At 42.7% G+C, this 16,480-nt stretch carries 13 protein-coding genes; 10 read left to right on the forward strand and 3 right to left on the reverse strand.

Translation table 11 applies throughout. The annotated features are described in order from the left end of the window. Nucleotides 1–49 precede the first annotated feature (49 nt). Nucleotides 50–1,282 carry an NO-inducible flavohemoprotein gene (gene hmpA, locus AB3N04_RS12730; RefSeq protein ID WP_368503122.1) on the reverse strand — a complete coding sequence of 411 codons (1,233 nt, stop codon included), beginning with the start codon at nucleotides 1,280–1,282 and terminating at the stop codon, nucleotides 50–52. Nucleotides 1,283–1,403: 121 nt separating this feature from the next. Here hmpA and AB3N04_RS12735 point away from each other — a divergent pair, with 121 nt between their 5' ends. From AB3N04_RS12735 to AB3N04_RS12775, 9 genes are all read left to right on the forward strand, one after another. Continuing rightward, complete coding sequence (locus AB3N04_RS12735; protein WP_368503123.1) at nucleotides 1,404–2,102, forward strand: Crp/Fnr family transcriptional regulator; 699 nt, start codon at nucleotides 1,404–1,406, stop codon at nucleotides 2,100–2,102. A 214-nt stretch (nucleotides 2,103–2,316) separates the two neighbouring features. Beyond that, nucleotides 2,317–4,977, forward strand: a complete 2,661-nt coding sequence (locus AB3N04_RS12740) for a glycoside hydrolase family 13 protein (RefSeq protein WP_368503124.1) — start codon at nucleotides 2,317–2,319, stop codon at nucleotides 4,975–4,977. Nucleotides 4,978–5,718: 741 nt separating this feature from the next. Next, a complete protein-coding gene (gene pgsB / locus AB3N04_RS12745; RefSeq protein WP_368503125.1) occupies nucleotides 5,719–6,909 on the forward strand; it encodes a poly-gamma-glutamate synthase PgsB in 1,191 nt (396 codons plus the stop codon). Nucleotides 6,910–6,926: 17 nt separating this feature from the next. Beyond that, the gene (gene pgsC, locus AB3N04_RS12750; RefSeq protein WP_317121701.1) at nucleotides 6,927–7,376 is read left to right on the forward strand and encodes a poly-gamma-glutamate biosynthesis protein PgsC; all 450 of its coding nucleotides are present in this window, start codon (nucleotides 6,927–6,929) and stop codon (nucleotides 7,374–7,376) included. 15 nt (nucleotides 7,377–7,391) lie between these two features. Beyond that, on the forward strand, nucleotides 7,392–8,585 hold the full coding sequence (locus AB3N04_RS12755) for a CapA family protein (RefSeq protein WP_368503126.1): 1,194 nt from the start codon (nucleotides 7,392–7,394) through the stop codon (nucleotides 8,583–8,585). A gap of 79 nt (nucleotides 8,586–8,664) precedes the next feature. Continuing rightward, nucleotides 8,665–10,299: a gamma-glutamyltransferase gene (gene ggt, locus AB3N04_RS12760; RefSeq protein ID WP_368503127.1), complete on the forward strand. Its 1,635-nt coding sequence runs from the start codon at nucleotides 8,665–8,667 to the stop codon at nucleotides 10,297–10,299. A 23-nt stretch (nucleotides 10,300–10,322) separates the two neighbouring features. Next, nucleotides 10,323–11,150, forward strand: coding sequence for an SGNH/GDSL hydrolase family protein (locus AB3N04_RS12765; protein WP_368503128.1), 828 nt, complete (start codon nucleotides 10,323–10,325; stop codon nucleotides 11,148–11,150). A 157-nt stretch (nucleotides 11,151–11,307) separates the two neighbouring features. Beyond that, nucleotides 11,308–12,735 (forward strand): ATP-binding protein, encoded by a 1,428-nt coding sequence (locus tag AB3N04_RS12770; RefSeq protein ID WP_368503129.1) that lies wholly within the window; start codon nucleotides 11,308–11,310, stop codon nucleotides 12,733–12,735. Nucleotides 12,736–12,973: 238 nt separating this feature from the next. Beyond that, the gene (locus AB3N04_RS12775) at nucleotides 12,974–13,111 is read left to right on the forward strand and encodes a hypothetical protein (protein ID WP_368503130.1); all 138 of its coding nucleotides are present in this window, start codon (nucleotides 12,974–12,976) and stop codon (nucleotides 13,109–13,111) included. Between the two features lie 50 nt (nucleotides 13,112–13,161). On the opposite strand, the gene AB3N04_RS12780 is transcribed toward AB3N04_RS12775, so the two are convergent. Together AB3N04_RS12780 and AB3N04_RS12785 are read right to left on the reverse strand one after the other, a co-directional pair. After that, entirely contained in the window at nucleotides 13,162–13,647 is a 486-nt protein-coding gene (locus tag AB3N04_RS12780) for an STAS domain-containing protein (RefSeq protein ID WP_368503131.1), read from the reverse strand. A gap of 155 nt (nucleotides 13,648–13,802) precedes the next feature. Beyond that, the gene (locus AB3N04_RS12785) at nucleotides 13,803–15,854 is read right to left on the reverse strand and encodes a tetratricopeptide repeat protein (RefSeq protein ID WP_368503132.1); all 2,052 of its coding nucleotides are present in this window, start codon (nucleotides 15,852–15,854) and stop codon (nucleotides 13,803–13,805) included. Nucleotides 15,855–16,072: 218 nt separating this feature from the next. Here AB3N04_RS12785 and AB3N04_RS12790 point away from each other — a divergent pair, with 218 nt between their 5' ends. Beyond that, a complete protein-coding gene (locus AB3N04_RS12790) occupies nucleotides 16,073–16,423 on the forward strand; it encodes a hypothetical protein (protein ID WP_368503133.1) in 351 nt (116 codons plus the stop codon). Nucleotides 16,424–16,480: the final 57 nt, after the last annotated feature.

A 16,480-nucleotide genomic window follows, 5' to 3' on the forward strand; every position in this document is an offset into this window, starting at 1 on the left:
ACATAGATAATATGAACGAATTCCTGCATTTTATGCCCAAACACTGCAATTATCTGGAAAACGACTCCGTCTCAGCTGCATCCAAACTCGCAGCTGGTCCAAAGAACTCATAATGGACACGCTCATCACTAACGCCCAACTCCGCTAAATACTGCTTGATCGCTTTCATAAACGGCACCGGGCCGCAGAAGTAGTAATCCGCATCGTCTCCAGCATCAGCTAGAGCACAGCGCAGCCAGCCGAGCTCAATCAATCCTTGAAGGTCATATTTGCCACGCGCCACATCTTCCTTAGTAGGTTCAGCCAAGCAAACATAATTGTTCACATTTTTATGAGTTTCAGCCACTTCCTCGACATGTTCGCCAAATGCTTGCACCGAACCGTTTTGCGCTGCATGGATAAAGGTGACTTTACGGGCTGGTTGCTCACGTACAATCGTATTTAACATACTCATCATCGGTGTTACGCCAACGCCGCCGCTAAGGAGCACAACTGGCTTTTCGCTAGTTGTATCCAAAACGAAATCCCCCGCTGGCGCACTTAACTCTAGCTTGTCGCCTTCTTCCATTTTTTCGTGTAAATACGGGGAGACAACCCCGTCATTCTCATGTTTGACGCTAATGCGGTAATAGTCATTTCCTGATGCGTCAGATAGACTGTATTGACGTAAGTGAGTATGCTCGAGGCCTTCTGGCTGCACTCTGACTGTTACGTATTGCCCTGCTTGGTAAGTCGCAATCTCCCCGCCATCAAACGGTTGTAAATAGAAGGATGTAATCACATCGCTTTCCACTACTTTTTTAGCGATCACAAATTCTCTAAAGTCAGCCCAGCCTCCAACTTGTGATTCAGCTTCTTCATACATTTCCTTTTCAACCCCGATAAAGGCATCAGCTATAACACCATATGCTTCACCCCACGCACCGAGGATTTCATCGGTTGCAGCATCTCCAAGTACTTCCTTCATTGCCTCAAGTAGAGTCTCTCCAACAATCGGATAATGCTCAGCTTTTACCCCTAAACTTCTATGCTTGTGCCCGATTTGCTTAACAACTGGTAAAATCGCTTCTAGTCGATCGATATGAACAGCAGCTGCATAGACAGAGTTAGCTAGAGCTGTTTGCTGACGCCCTTGTTTTTGATTGGCATGATTGAATATATTTAATAGTTCAGGATGGCGCTCAAATAACAATTGATAAAAACGAGTAGTAATCTTTGTGCCATGGACTTCCAATACCGGAACTGTAGACTTTATAATAGAAATAGTTTCTTTAGATAACATGTGCACTCGCTCCTTTGCGTGTCTGATCTTTACACTTATGATTATAGGGGTGAGCGACATGTTAAGGTGTGATTTAAATCACAAATGATGTGTCTAATTGGTGAAGGAGGGGACCCCTGTTTTGAACACGGATACGATTAAAGAGTTGTTAACTCATTTCCCGTTGTTTGCCCGGCTTGATGACCAATCACTGAGTCAAATTGTCGGTATCTCGATCCATCGTGAGTGGGGAAAAGGTAGTCATCTGTTTATGCAAGGTGAGCCGATCGAAAATGTGTATTTTATCTACAGCGGCCGTATTAAAATTTACAAAGCTGATAGTCGAGGACGCGAACAAATTGTCGCGATCTTAAAAGAAGGGGAGATGTTTCCACATGTCGGTTTCTTCCGTAAAGGAGGCTACCCAGCTTTTGCGCAAGTGCTTGAGCAAGCCGAGCTCGTCGTCATTCCGATTCGTGACTTTGAAAACATTTTAAGAAGCAACCCAGAGCTTTGCATTCAAGTATTCAACGTCTTAGGTAAGAAAATCGTCGACTTACAAGACCGCCTCGAGGCTCAAATTTTGAACAATACATATGAACAAGTGATCAAACTTTTAATCCGACTAGGCGAAACGAATGGACGTAAGCTAGAGGATGGCACGACGGTGATCAAGTCCGATTACACGAACCAGCAACTAGCTAATATGATCGGCACAACACGGGAAACCATCAATCGAACCTTAACGAAGCTAAAAAAAGAAGGCCTACTAATCAATCATAGCGAGGCCAGGCTTTGCTTTGTACATGAAGAGATGGAAGGGAAGTTATACGGGGAGTGAACACACTCCTCCTCGCTAATAGTGTTAAAGAACTAAGTATAAAGACTGTCCAATGATCTCATTCAACTTATTTCTTAAGACCTGCTCTCGTCGTTTGTGCAACCGATTGCCTATTTTTCAGAAAATTGTTGCATTGACATTTGTACCCATCATACAATAAAGCTAGTAAGCGTTTTCAAAAATGCTGTAAATAAGAGAATGAGAGGAGAATAATATGAAAAAGAGTGTAGTCTGGATTGTGATGTTAAGCCTTTTATTATCGCTTCTTGTGCAACCGTTTGCACAAACGAGTGAGGTACAAGCTGCTGGCGACAAAGTGTACGAAAAAGTCGTACTGCGCGGAGAATCACCATTGAGGTGGGATGGGGACAATCATCCACTTACATTTGATGAGGCAGAAGAATTATGGGTAAGTGAGCCTGTGTCACTAGCAGGTGGCAGGCAGTTTGAATATAAATTTGTGATGGATAATAACTGGTTATCGGGTGAAAACTTACGATTTTCAGTACCGCAAAATGGGGAGTATCAATTTTATTTTGATCCACACAATGAGAGGAAAGTAGATGTTAGACCTGCGACTGAATATGATGGGTCTATTACTCTCCAATTAACGGTTCCGGAAGATACACCTGACTGGGTCGTACCAACCGTTGCAACGAGTAATAATAGTTTCAATTATAGTGTAACGCCACTAGAGCGAGATGGTGAGATCTATTCGGTTACTTTACAAGGGAATGCTGGAGAAGAGATTCAGTACCGCTATGGGTTAGGCGATCAGAAATATCGTGAAGTGAGAGAGACAAACCGAGTCGCTACCTTCACAGAAGAAGGAACAGTAGTAGAGGATACAGTTGATGAATGGACAGGCTTACCTGTAGCCAAAAATGTCTCCCATCAATTTAAGCATGATCCATTTATTCCTTCTCCAAATGATGATGTGATGATTACCGTTGAAGTAGAGCATTATGGCCCAATTGATGAAGGGGGCATCTACTTTACAACAGACGGAGCCTCTCCTATTGGTGGTCGAGGAGAAGCTGAAGTTGGAGAGTTTGCTCCACTTCGAATCACTGAAACAACGAAAGAAGACAATGTAAATCAGACGACGCTTGAAGGTTTGATTCCAAAGCAAGCCGACAGAACGCCTGTTAAATACGTGGTTGATGTCTGGGCTTCAAACGGCGAAGGCTCGCAATTTGCCGATACGAATAGCTTGCAAGCTGAAGAAGCAACGGAATTTGCTTACTATGTCGAAAACTACACCTCACCAGAGTGGGCAAAGGATGCTGTCATTTATCATATCTTTGTCGATCGTTTCTTTGATGGAAACCCCGACAATAACTTCGACGTTGACCCTAGTTTGCCAATGGAAGAGGCATTAAAAGATTGGATGGGGGGCGACATTGAAGGCGTTCTCGCAAAGCTTGACTACATCGAAGAGCTAGGTGTGGATACGCTTTGGCTATCGCCTGTTTTTGAAGTACCTTATTCTCACGGCTATCACCCAACTGACTTTACAGGGGTGGACGAAAATTTTGGAACAGTTGAAGTGCTGAAGGAATTAATTGAGGAAGCGCATAGTCGTGATATGAAAGTCATTTATGATTTTGTGCCAAATCACACATCGAGTCAGCACCCATTTTTCCAAGATGCTCTCGAAAAAGGGGAAGAAAGCCCTTATTACGACTGGTACACATTTTATGAAGATGGCACATATGAAACATTTTATGGCATTGAAGAATTGCCGCAGTTTAACAATGACAGCGCCGAAGCTCGTGATTACATGCTCAATGAAGTGGTTCCATTTTGGTTAGAGGAATTAGACTTCGATGGCTTACGACTTGATTATGCCAAAGGACCAAGCTACAGCTTCTGGGTCGATTTCCGTGACAAAGTAAAGTCAATTGATCCAGACATGTACGTCTTTGGTGAGGTGTGGGATTCTCGCGAGAAGATTTCAACCTATGCTGGAAAACTGGACGGGTCTCTAGACTTTGGTTTCCATGATACGTTTAAAGGAACCTTTGCCTTTGATGGCTCGATGCAATCCATTGTGCAATATGTGAAGGAAAACGAGGCAGTCTATCATCCTGAATACATCATGACGACGTTCCTAGATAATCATGATCTGCCACGCTTTTTATATGAAGCAGGCAATGACACCGACAAGCTGAAACTAGCATCCTTTACGCAATTTATGCTTCCAGGCTCACCGGTTATCTATTACGGAACAGAGGTTGGTCTTTCGCAAAGTGCCAACCATAATGACTACACGGAATGGAAAGATCGTTGGTATCGTGAGTGGATGATTTGGGATGAGGAGGAGCAAGATCAAGATTTACTGACGCATTATCAAGAAATTATTGAATTACGCGCCAACCACTCAGCCTTAAGAACAGGAGATTTCCAGGCTCATTCTTCAACGCGAGATGGTCTTGTGTTTGAACGCAGTAATGATGAGGAACGTGTGATTGTTGCAGTCAATAAAGGAGCAGAAGCAACAGTTCCATTAAACGAAGAGCTTACTCTTCAACATGTGCTCACTGGTGAAACCATCACAGCAAATGAGCTCACAATTGAAGGGAATTCATTTGCAGCATATGTTGTAGTAGAAGAAGAGAATGTGGAGAACGTTACTTTGCACATCGCTGATGCCAATGGTGTCGAATTAACCTATGACGAGGCAGCGGGGGTGTGGCGCTCAGAAGGCATTCACCTTAAGAATAAAAGAACTGTGACATTCAACTATGTCATCAACGGAGCACACTCAACCGGTGAATTAACTTTTACCCCAAATCGAGGCGGAAAATTCGAATTTGTCTTTGATCCCGAGCAACCAGAACAAGTAACGGTGCTGCATCCGAGTGATAAGTAAGAAAGAGTGCGCTGCGGCGCACTCTTTTTGTGATGAGGTGAGATGATTCTAGCAATATAAGCAGTTATTTTAACAAAGTTAGGATATATTCTAGCAGAACAGCCATTTATCCAGCGAAAATCAAAATCATTCTAGCATATGCATCAAAATATTGGAAAGTGCTACTGTTCTCAGACATTAATTCGAACAAATGCAGCGAAATACTGGAAATTACAACACCTCTTCTCTTCATCTGCACCCCACCCATCCGCCATATGCCCCGCTTCCACTCAAACTATCAGTAATAATATGGAAATATACCATTCCATACTTATCTGATTCCGCCCAAACAGCCAAATTCCACCATTATCAAAAACTCTCTATATCGCATTGGTCGCATAGTACTTGAATGTGAAAAATCGTGGATAAATCTGACAGAGAACGCAGTAATCCTTATCGATAAAGACCTTAATGTGAAAACGGTAGCTTATGCCCTATCTCCCCGCTTTGAGAACCACAACCTTTTTCGCGTGATAACCTTCCATTCATGTCAGTGTTAGCCAAATTCTTATGACTGATGTTCTACTTTTAATCAGCTCGATTGAAGGAGAGCCAAAGCTACCACCTATTGATTATAATGTGCTATGGCAAGCCATTGTTCATGAATATTTCAAATTGGTGAGCGATCGGAGACCTGAAGCGGTGCAGATGCTATAAACGGGTCTCGCGATGGTAAATAACAACAGAAAAGAGGTATATGGAATGGCTTTTATACCGATATCCCTATTCATATTGGTGATTTTAGCGCTGGGAATCAGAGAGAAAATTATCCACAAACGCAACATCAACTCGATTCCGATTCGTGTCAATGTTAATGGGATTAGAGGAAAGTCGACCGTCACGCGCCTAATTACTGGGGTGATTACGGAGACAGGCAAGAGAACAATAGGAAAAACAACAGGTACATCAGCACGAATGATTTACTGGAATACACCTGAAGAAAAGCCGATCAAGCGCCGTCTTGAAGGCCCTAACATCCGTGAGCAACGTATTGTAGTGAAAGAAGCGGCAGATATGGAGGCCGAGGTGCTTGTCAGTGAGTGCATGGCCGTAAATCCCGATTATCAGATCACCTTCCAAGAGGAAATGGTGCAAGCAAACATCGGCGTGATTGTAAATGTACTTGAGGATCATATGGATGTAATGGGACCAACCCTTGATGAGGTTGCACAAGCTTTTGTTGCAACAATTCCTTATAACGGACACCTCATTATTACAGAGAGTCCTTACACAGAGTACTACAAGGAGATTGCAGCAAAACGGAATACGAAAGTCATCGTAGCGGATAACTCGAAAATTTCAGAGAGTTTTCTAAAGCAGTTTGAATACATGGTCTTCCCTGAAAATGCGTCACTAGCCCTAGCTGTGGCTGAAGCGCTTGGGATTGATGAACAGACAGCCTTTCGTGGCATGTTAAATGCTCAGCCGGATCCTGGTGCAATGAGGATCATTCCAATGGATGATCACTCAAACCAAACGTCCTTCTTTGTTAATGGATTCGCCGCAAATGATGCAGCATCGACATTGAACATTTGGAAGCGTGTTGAGATGTTGGGATATCCGACTAAACAGCCCATTATTATTATGAATTGCCGTGAGGACCGTGTCGAACGAACAGAGCAGTTTGCAAGAGATGTCCTTCCGTATATCGAAACCGACAAGCTTGTCGTCATTGGGGAGAGTGTTTCGCCGATTATCGATGCCTATGAAGAAGGCATCATCCCGGCCAAGGAGTTAGTCAATTTTGAAGGAGCATCTACCGATGAAGTGGCTGACTACTTACAAGATGTAATGGCATCAACGACAATATACGGTGTCGGAAACATCCACGGTGCAGCAGAACCATTAATTGAGAGATTACAACAATTTAAAGTGAAGAGAATAGCAAGCTAGACGAGGGGGAGCTTTAGGTGTTTGGTACAGATTTATATGTGGCACTCGTAATTGGTGTCGTACTCAGCTTGGTCTATGCTGAAAAAACGGGCATTATGCCTGCAGGGCTAATTGTGCCGGGATATTTAGCACTAGTCTTTGACCAACCTGTGTTTTTACTACTTATCTTTTCGATTAGTTTTCTAACGTATTTAATTGTCGTATACGGCATTTCTAAAATAACGATTTTGTATGGTCGCAGAAAATTTGCTGCGATGTTAACGACGGGGATTGTGTTAAAACTCGTCTTCGACTTCTTTTATCCGGTCATGCCCTTTGAGATCCATGAGTTTAGGGGACTTGGCGTCATCGTGCCCGGATTAATTGCAAACACCATTCAAAAACAAGGTGTGGCGCCAACAGTATTAAGTACACTCGCACTTAGCGGGATCACATTTGCGATTATTTCGCTGTTTTACTTATTGTAGGGGAGGCGGGCTAATATGAGTCAAAAAAGAAAATTTACCTTCCCAGAAAAAGTGTTAATGAGCACAAAAAAGCATAAAGTGCATGCGAAAAAACATTCGATTATTGCCTTTATTTTATGTTTTATCATTTTGGCTAGTACAAGCCTGATTCGCCAAGCAGATATACCAACTGTGGCAAAAGAAGACGATTCAGTCTTTACTGCTTCGCTTGTTGGAGACATGATGTTTGGCCGTCATGTGGAAAAAGTAGCGGACCGTCACGGTTATGACCATATGTTTGCTTACACAAAGCCGTATTTTGAAGCCGCTGATTATGTCACAGGGAATTTAACAAGTCCTGTTCTAGATGAAGAAAGCACAAAACCACTAGATCAAAAAGAGCTCTCGAGTCTTGTGGCTGACAAAGAAGCCATCTCAACACTTGAAGACGCACATTTCTCAGTCGTAAACCTGGCAAATAATCACTCATTTGAAGAAGCCACGCCAGAAGCACAGGAAACATTGGAAACGTTAGAACATTCTGAGGTTGAGGCAGTTGGGATTGCAGGGGATTATGACGCAGCCGAAAGTATTTCTTACACCGAGCATAACGGCTTAGACGTTGCGACGGTGGGCGTTACGGATGTGGTTCAACCGTCAATGGCATCAAACGTGCTAACAACGGATCCAAATGAAGCCTTACCACTGATTCGCGAGGCACGTAGTCAAGCTGATCTCGTTGTCGTCCATGTTCATGCCGGGCAAGAGTACGATAGCTCGCCAACAACACGTCAGGAAATGTTGATGAAAGCTTTCGCTGATGCGGGAGCAGATATCGTGATAGGGCATTATCCACATGTCCTCCAATCAGTAGATGTCTACAATGACACGTTAATTCTCTATTCGATCGGGAATTTCATTTTTGACCAAGGCTGGACAAGAACGCGCGATACAGCGATTGCCCAATATGACCTGAAGCCAGATGGTAAAGCCCAAGTCGAGCTTGTTCCATTTCGTATTTATGAAGCACAGCCGGTTCCAGTAGACGGTGTATTTAGCTTCTATCACCGTAGCAAGATTTTTAGGCAGCTGACAAAGGATACTGAAAACAAAGAGAGCATCATACAACAAGATGATCGCTTAATCTTTGAGGTTGATCACAGTCATGTCTTGGACCGAATGGCAACAAAAGAAGAACAGAATCAAGTGGCAACCACAGTGAATGAATAAAATCGTTGGTTCCCTGGCCCAAATAAAAGGAGACCATCTCTTTTGTTTGGGCTGTTTGCTTAGAGAAAGGTAGATTTTTATGAAAAAAATGACCACTCTATTACTCATCGTCCTACTAGTAAGCGTAGGCTTTATGTTTTTTGGGAGTAAGTCAGATTTGGAAGAATCGGAGAAGGTAGATATGAGCATGAACGAAGAAACGCATAAAGAAGGATATGGTGTCAGTTCCTCGAATCCAGTCGCAGTTGAAGTCGGAATGCGTGTACTCGAACAAGGCGGAAATGCTGTTGATGCTGCTGTTGCCGTTTCCTTTGCTCTCGGAGTTGTCGAGCCATACGGTTCTGGTATTGGCGGTGGGGGGACGATGCTGGTCTTACCGGAGAGCGGGGAGGAGCCGGTCGTCTATGATTACCGCGAAACCGCCCCGGCAGATGGGAAGAAAAATAGCACAGGAGTTCCCGGACTTGTCAAAGGGATGCGCGATGTTCATCATGATTACGGCTTAAAAAGCTTGTATGATTTACTCGAACCGTCTATCGAAATTGCAGAAGATGGCTTTGTTGTTGATACGTATTTAAGCGAACGGATCCACGGAGCGAGACATCGTATTGATGAAGATAAAGCGAGTCACTTCTTCCCAAGTGGAGAAGCGATTAAAGGCGGCGAAACCTTGCAACAAGAAGAACTCGCCGAAACTTTAAAACATCTTCAAGAATACGGGTTAAATGACTTTTATGAGGGGGAGTTGGCTGAGAAAGTGGCAGACAACTACTCGGATGTAACAAAGAAAGATCTCGAAGAATACGAAGTCGTCAAATCAGCGCCTGCTAAAGGAAGCTTTTACGGCTATGAGGTTTATTCAGCAGGACCGCCAACTGCAGGCGTGACACTCATTCAAATGCTACAAATGGCTGAAAAATTTCAAGTCGATCAAATCGATAGAGATTCGGCTGACTATATTCATTTACTAGGTGAAATGGCGAAACAAGCCTATAATAACCGCCTATCGAACATCAGTGATCCAGCTTTTAACGAAGTAGCCACAGAAACCTTAACGAGCGCAGACTACTCAAAAAAGCTAGCACAAAATATTTCAACTAAGGAGCTTTCGGCATCGTTTGACGTCAATGACACACCAGCCGATGAAAACAACCATAACAATACAACCCATTTTGTCATCATGGATGAAAAAGGCATGGTCGTCTCGGCTACAAATACATTAAGCAATTTCTTTGGTTCGGGAAATATGATTGAGGGCTTCTTTTTAAACAATCAACTAGCCAATTTCAGTTCAAATGAAAAATCACCGAATGCCTATGAGCCAAATAAAAGTCCGAGAAGCTTTATCACGCCAACCATTATTCGAAATGAGGACGAGAATGAAGTGATTGGCATTGGTACACCTGGTGGAAGACGGATTCCACAAGTGCTGACCCAAGTGATGGTTCGTGCGATGTTTGATGACATCTCGCTCCAAGAAGCACTCGATCATCCACGCTTTATCGTAGAGGATGATGAAATTTATATCGAAGAAAATGTTCCTGATGCTCTTGTGAGTGATTTAAGAAATAAAGGCTACTTAGTAAAAGTTCACAACTCCGATATGTTCTATGGTGGTGTCCAAGTATTATCGAAATTCGGTGACGACTTAGAGGTAACAGGTGCAGCAGACAAAAGACGCTCTGGAGTTTGGAAAGCAAGAAGCAGTGAGTAACGAAAGAGGTGGAGAACATGTTTATGAATTTATTAAAATCAATTGTCCCACTAGCAGCATTAGGTGTGCTGCTAGTCGCGCTATATATGTTCAAACATGATGATTTTCTTACAGAAGTAGAAGCAGGTGCAATCGATTATTTCTATTCTGAACTTGAGCAAGAAGAACAACTGGGTGAAACATTAGCGGATGCTCTTGATCATCCAAAATATGAAGAAAAGAAAAATCAAATCGTCTCAAAATTTAAAAACAACCAGACGATCAGTGTTGCCGTAATTGGTTCTGATGCTCATAGTAAGGGAGAGGTTTTTGAGAATGGTGAGACCGTTGAAATTCCATCGTGGACAGAACTTGCAGAAGAGGAATTAAATGATATTTACGGTGAAGACACATTTGATGTAAACTACCTCTCAGGCTACAAAGACCTAACAACAAGTGAGTTCTATGCGAGCGAGGCCCTACAAGAGGTCGAAACAATGAAACCAGACATCATTTTGTTTGAACCGTTTCTACTAAATGATCATTCAAACATAACACTTGATCAAACATTATTAAATCTATCATCGATCATCCGCACGATGGACCAACAAATCGGTGCCTATGTCGTTGTGCAACCACCGCATCCGCTCTATCAACCGAACTTCTACCAAGAACAAGCAGAGGCGTTAGCGGCATTTATGGCAGAGGAGGACCAACCGTATCTCGACCATTGGAGTGCATGGCCAGATACAGAGGATGAACAGCTCAAGCAATATTTACTCGAAGTCCCAAACGGAAACTATCGCCCAAATAAAAAAGGACACACAGTGTGGAGCGAATATATTGTCGATTATTTTGCGGGAAATAATTAAGAGGAAACCAGCACATGATGATGTGCTGGTTTTTTGCTGTGAGATCCTTCCAGAAAAATGTCGAAAATCCATCTATTTGTTAATCAATCGTGATAAGATAGACGCATGAGCCAAGAACTAGAATAGACATCATGAATGAGCAAGGGAATGAAGAGCTATGTTGATCTCCTTATTTATTATTACCATAGGTGCACTACCGACGGTGCTCGCCTTAAATGTATTACGTATTTACCGATCTGAACTCGGAATCGGTTTATTATTATTTATGCTTGCAGTTAGTTTGTGGCAAGTGAATATTGCGGTACTTTACATGGCAGGAGTGTTATCAGAAGAAACGATTCTCATGCTCTTTAAACTATTTCGAGCTGGCCCGACCTTTGCGGTGCCGTTCCTCTATTATATTGCCTATTTAATTGTGAAAAAGCATATACCAAGCATTGAAAATACCGTACAATACCGTGTGATGCGAGTGATTTTTAATCGAACAGCCTTTGCTATTCTCATCACGTGGAGTGTATTCGTCTACGTGGTCAACTGGACCCAACTCGGTATCACTGGATTAGTCGAACAAGGCATTCACTTAATGCCCAACACGTTCTATTTCCCAGAATACGGTCCACTGCACGTTCTTTACCTAATCCATATTCTTTGGGCAATCGTCCTATTAATCATAATTTTCTTTGTCTCAAAAGGGATTCATAATGTCTATTTAAAATCATTTTTAAGTACGTTCGCCCTATGTACGCTGTTTCTTTTTCTCACCGCGATGATCAATTTCAATCCAACGACAGGATCGCTGATCGGAAGCGTAGGCGTGATCATCTTCACCTCGACGATTATCTTTTCCTTTGTGAGGCTGAATAACTTAACGACCATCAAGTACCATCAACTAATCGAACGCCAGAAAAAGCTCGATTACTCAGGAAATGTGGCAACCAGTCTGATACATGAAGTCAAAAACAACCTACAAATCATCAAAGCCTACTCAACCCTGCTACCACGAAATGATGATTTATCAAAAGAAGGTCAAGACATGATCCGGAAAATCCAAATGGCCAGCAACCAATTAGAGGACCTCACTCATAGCTATCATGAGTACCTGCAAAAGAAAGCGATCAACTTTGCCTATTATGACCTAAACGAGCTGTTGAATGAGGCCATCGACATCACCTCGGATATAACAGATAGTAAAAAGATAGAAGTGAGTGCAGACCTGCCATTCACTCCGCTTAAAGCCTATGTCAGCGGCACGTATTTAAAACAAGTCTTTATCAACTTAATCAAAAATAGCGCCGAATCGATTCAAGAAAATCGTCTCAACAAACAAATTACAATTGAAACCATCATCGAGGACGACCGCATCATCATCGATTTCACCGATACAGGCGAAGGAATCCCACCTGAAAAATGGGAAGAGATCTTCGACCCATTTATGTCCTCAAAAGGCGATGGAATGGGTGTTGGACTACCATTTTCAAGAAAGCTCATCTTCGAGCACCGCGGCGAACTCAAGGTGCTAAAGAGCAGCAACGAAGGCACGACCTTCCGAGTGGAGCTTCCACATTATCAATATAGCGTGATTTAAGAGAAAAAAGCCGACTACTTTTAGAGGTAGTCGGCTTTTTGATGTCCACTCACGGCTGTTTATCGGTCGAAATCCGTGCAAACCAGCTAAAAATCGGGCGAACGTAGAAAATATTAGAAAACTCCTACATTCCTACTATGAAAACCGACAAATTCCGCCAAATAAAAGGTGTATAAATACCTATATGAGGGTATATGAATTATATAAGAGTAAGAAAGCAACAAAGGGGGCACTGGCGATGATTAAAAAAGATATTTCCATTCAAGAATTGCTGGATCATCTAAGCCAGTTTGAGCGAGATGATGTGATCAGCTATGCGGCGGTCGCCTCACTGCTTGAAAAGCTAGGTTACACGATTTCACCAGAAGAAGAGTAATTCTCCAAAATAAAAAACCAGCATCATATAAGTAGATACTGGTTCTTTAATCAGTTAGGTTGGACTTCAACAAATTTTAATCCTTTTTTCTTCATCAAATACTGAAGCCCAGTACGGAAGGTAGAATGAACAACGAATTGACTTGTATCAATATTGGACTTTACCATCTCTTGCACTAAGCCTGAAGAAAACCCAGTAAAGATCGTCTCCACACCCATCAGCCTTAAAGAATCCCTTAGTTGAGTAATCCGGTCACCCAAATGCTCCATTCCAAGCTGATCAATCTCTCGGTACGTAATCGCTGTAAAATCTATAATGACAGTATCGGCTTTCTCTGTTTGAATACGAGTTAAAATTTTCGTTTGAATTGAGGAAAAACGCTCATTCGTTAATGCTCCTGTTAAAGGCACGAGTATCGTACTAGGGATGATCGATGGAATAATAGGGGCGGATAAATCCGCTATTACTATCTCATTCTTCCTAATCGTCTCTCGCAACTGCTCGATCTCTTCTCGTAATTGGATCTCATTACTCATGATGGATCTTAACCCCCTTATATAACAATAAATATCTATCAGCTATTATATATGAAAAATCTAAATTATTCCTATATCAGTTAATAATCTAGAAAACCTATAAAAAAGAGCACTGAGATTCTAATCCCTCTCAATGCTCTTTTTCTCAGTACCTGTTACTCTTCGCCATCTTCCTCATCATCTGACTCATCTGGTGGGTCGACTGGTTCTGGCTTTGGATCAGGCTGTGCGACTCGCTCAAAGTGAGCCGTAACCGATCGATTCTGGCTCATAGTTACCGTTGTCGTTGCAGATTGGCCAGATGCCGCCCCGTCCCAACGGACAAATCTCCATCCATCATTAGGAGTGGCCGTCAGCGTGACAGACGTTCCAGCCTTATACGAGCCGCCACCGCCCGAAATGGACCCACCACCAACAACAGAAGTGCTTAGTGAATATTCTTGAGGCTTTGGTGCCTCTGGTTCTGGTTTTGGTTTAGGTTGTTCTGGAGCTGGCTGCTGTTGTCCTCCGCCACTACCACCACCTGCGTTTGATTCATTTTTCGCAAATACCGCCGTCACACTGCGATTTCCGTTCATCGTGACAGATGTATGCACGCTGCTTCCACTTGCGCTTCCTTCCCAGCGAACAAATCTCCACCCATCAGCTGGTACCGCGGAAACCGCTACTTGAGTTCCAGGTTGGAAAGTCGAGCCTGTCTTGTTCGTTACGACATTTCCTTGTCCTGTCGTATTAAGGCTCAAACTGTACGTGTTTCCATCCGTTGCCGCACTTTCATCCGCATCCGTATTCTCAGTCTCCTCTGCAGGAGCAGCTTCGCCATCTCTTACAAACACAGCACGTACCGTTGTATCACTATCAAGCTGGAATGTAATCGAATCATTTGCGCTTGTCACATCGCCTCTCCAACCGTCAAATGTCCATCCTTCATCTGCACGCGCCGTTAATGTCACCGGCTCATCTGATGCGAAGGTGGAAGAAAGAGAGCTTCTTAAAATCGTTCCTTCTCCTTCTTTTTCAACGGATAAGATATGACCGCCATTAGTGAAGATCGCTTTAATCGTTAAGCTATCTTCAATCGTAATCGTCTGCTCGATCTCAGACCCTGAAAGGTCGCCTTCCCATCCGGCAAATTCCCAACCAAGTTGTGGAACAGCACTTACCGTTACTTCTGTTCCAACCTCATAGGAGTCTTGTCGTGGAGAGAGAAGGATTGAACCATTTCCTTCTGTTTGAGTAAGGATCGTTTTTTGATCCCCGTCAATTCGTATTTCTAAAATTGAGTTTAAATCATGGTACGAGACAATAACAGCTTCTATCCCTGCTTCTTGTCCTGTATAAGTTGTGCTAGAACCACTTGTCGAGCTCAACGTACCGAAATTATTTTCCAGCGCCCAAGCAGGGGAGATCGACATGACTTCTCCATTAGCATCAGTTGCCTGAACAGAGAGCTCGATCTCTTCATCAATCGCAATCGTTTGCGGCTCGTCAAAGTTAAAGGTTAACTCTTCCACAACTTGCTGCTGAACTCTGATTTCTTTTTCTTTTGTGAAATACTCAGTCTCGGCGATCACTGTGGCTGTACCTAGTTCTTTTGCTTCAAATAGAACGTCTCCCGATTCACTAGTAGTGATCGTGCCAACTGAAGCATCGGCTACCTGCCACTCTGCTTCCATAACAGAAGATTGTCCGCTATTTCCTTTCCACTTCAACTGAAGAGGGCGTTCAAATCCAACTTGAACAATGGAACGATCACTTTCAATACTAATATTAGAAACAATTGATTCAACAGCTTCTGTTAAGGTTTCACTATTCGTTCGTTCAATTCCCTCATTTAATAAAGAAAGGGCCCTAACAACCTCAGATTGTCCCAAGTAAAATTGAGACGTGTGCAAATAGAGGGTCGGCTCAGTTGGTGATAATTGCATCCCCTCTAATAGAAGTTGTTCTGCTTCCTCGACTTGACCTAACCCAACCAAACACTTAGACAAGCCAATACGAGCCTCGACATCAGTAGGATCTGTATCTAATAATTGCTGATACATATCAGCACATAATTCATAATCTCGCTCTTCAAAGGATTGCTTCGCATCCTCTAATGTAAGCATGGCAGGATCATCTTGAAGAATCGTCATCATTAAAATGGCAGCTACAATTAGCACACCAACTAAACTACCGATTATTAAAATAGGTTTTTTCCTCTTCATAAAGGTTCCTCTCTTGTCATAAATTGTGGTGAAATATGGTAATGGTATGTTACTCCCATTATAAATAAGAATAATAGAAAGGAAAAGAAAATCTTTTAGGAAATATGTCGGATTCATATCGATTTACTCGAAAGATAAGCAGGCTAATAAAGAGGATTAACAAAAGTAAATACCGAATTCTTTCTAACTATTACATTTCAACCATACTGGAGGACCTTATGACACTAGAGAACTGGACCACGAAAAAACCGACACTTGAGTGGAAACAGAGGTTAGAAGAAGACGAAGACTATGAAGAGTTTTACTCTCATGAAAGCATTGAAGCTACGAATCAAACTCTGGATTCTTATATCAATGACTTAAAAACGCTAAGTTCCAATCCCACGCAAGATGAAATCATCCAATGTGTGAAACGAGTCGTCCTAAAGCTAAATGAGGTCAATGAAGGATACGATGATTTCATTGAAACCGAAGAGCGAGAAGAACTTTACGAATTTATTGACGGTGCAGCACGAACGGTAGGACTAGAAGAGGATGGCGATTGTACAGAAGAATGGAGAGAGTGGTAGACACCTCAAAAAGGAAACCGTGCCAACACAAGGTGCGGTTTTCCTATTCCCAAATGC

Origin of the sequence: Alkalihalophilus sp. As8PL (genome assembly GCF_040939795.1) — a bacterium.
Classification (GTDB): domain Bacteria; phylum Bacillota; class Bacilli; order Bacillales; family Bacillaceae_D; genus Alkalihalophilus; species Alkalihalophilus lindianensis.

What these genes read in the sequence shown, in the direction of transcription:
- hmpA (WP_368503122.1), bottom strand. Translation starts at nt 1,282, where the DNA reads ATGTTATCTAAAGAAACTATTTCTATTATAAAGTCTACAGTTCCGGTA.
- AB3N04_RS12740 (WP_368503124.1), top strand. Translation starts at nt 2,317, where the DNA reads ATGAAAAAGAGTGTAGTCTGGATTGTGATGTTAAGCCTTTTATTATCG.
- pgsB (WP_368503125.1), top strand. Translation starts at nt 5,719, where the DNA reads ATGGCTTTTATACCGATATCCCTATTCATATTGGTGATTTTAGCGCTG.
- AB3N04_RS12755 (WP_368503126.1), top strand. Translation starts at nt 7,392, where the DNA reads ATGAGTCAAAAAAGAAAATTTACCTTCCCAGAAAAAGTGTTAATGAGC.
- ggt (WP_368503127.1), top strand. Translation starts at nt 8,665, where the DNA reads ATGAAAAAAATGACCACTCTATTACTCATCGTCCTACTAGTAAGCGTA.
- AB3N04_RS12765 (WP_368503128.1), top strand. Translation starts at nt 10,323, where the DNA reads ATGAATTTATTAAAATCAATTGTCCCACTAGCAGCATTAGGTGTGCTG.
- AB3N04_RS12770 (WP_368503129.1), top strand. Translation starts at nt 11,308, where the DNA reads ATGTTGATCTCCTTATTTATTATTACCATAGGTGCACTACCGACGGTG.
- AB3N04_RS12775 (WP_368503130.1), top strand. Translation starts at nt 12,974, where the DNA reads ATGATTAAAAAAGATATTTCCATTCAAGAATTGCTGGATCATCTAAGC.
- AB3N04_RS12780 (WP_368503131.1), bottom strand. Translation starts at nt 13,647, where the DNA reads ATGAGTAATGAGATCCAATTACGAGAAGAGATCGAGCAGTTGCGAGAG.
- AB3N04_RS12785 (WP_368503132.1), bottom strand. Translation starts at nt 15,854, where the DNA reads ATGAAGAGGAAAAAACCTATTTTAATAATCGGTAGTTTAGTTGGTGTG.
- AB3N04_RS12790 (WP_368503133.1), top strand. Translation starts at nt 16,073, where the DNA reads ATGACACTAGAGAACTGGACCACGAAAAAACCGACACTTGAGTGGAAA.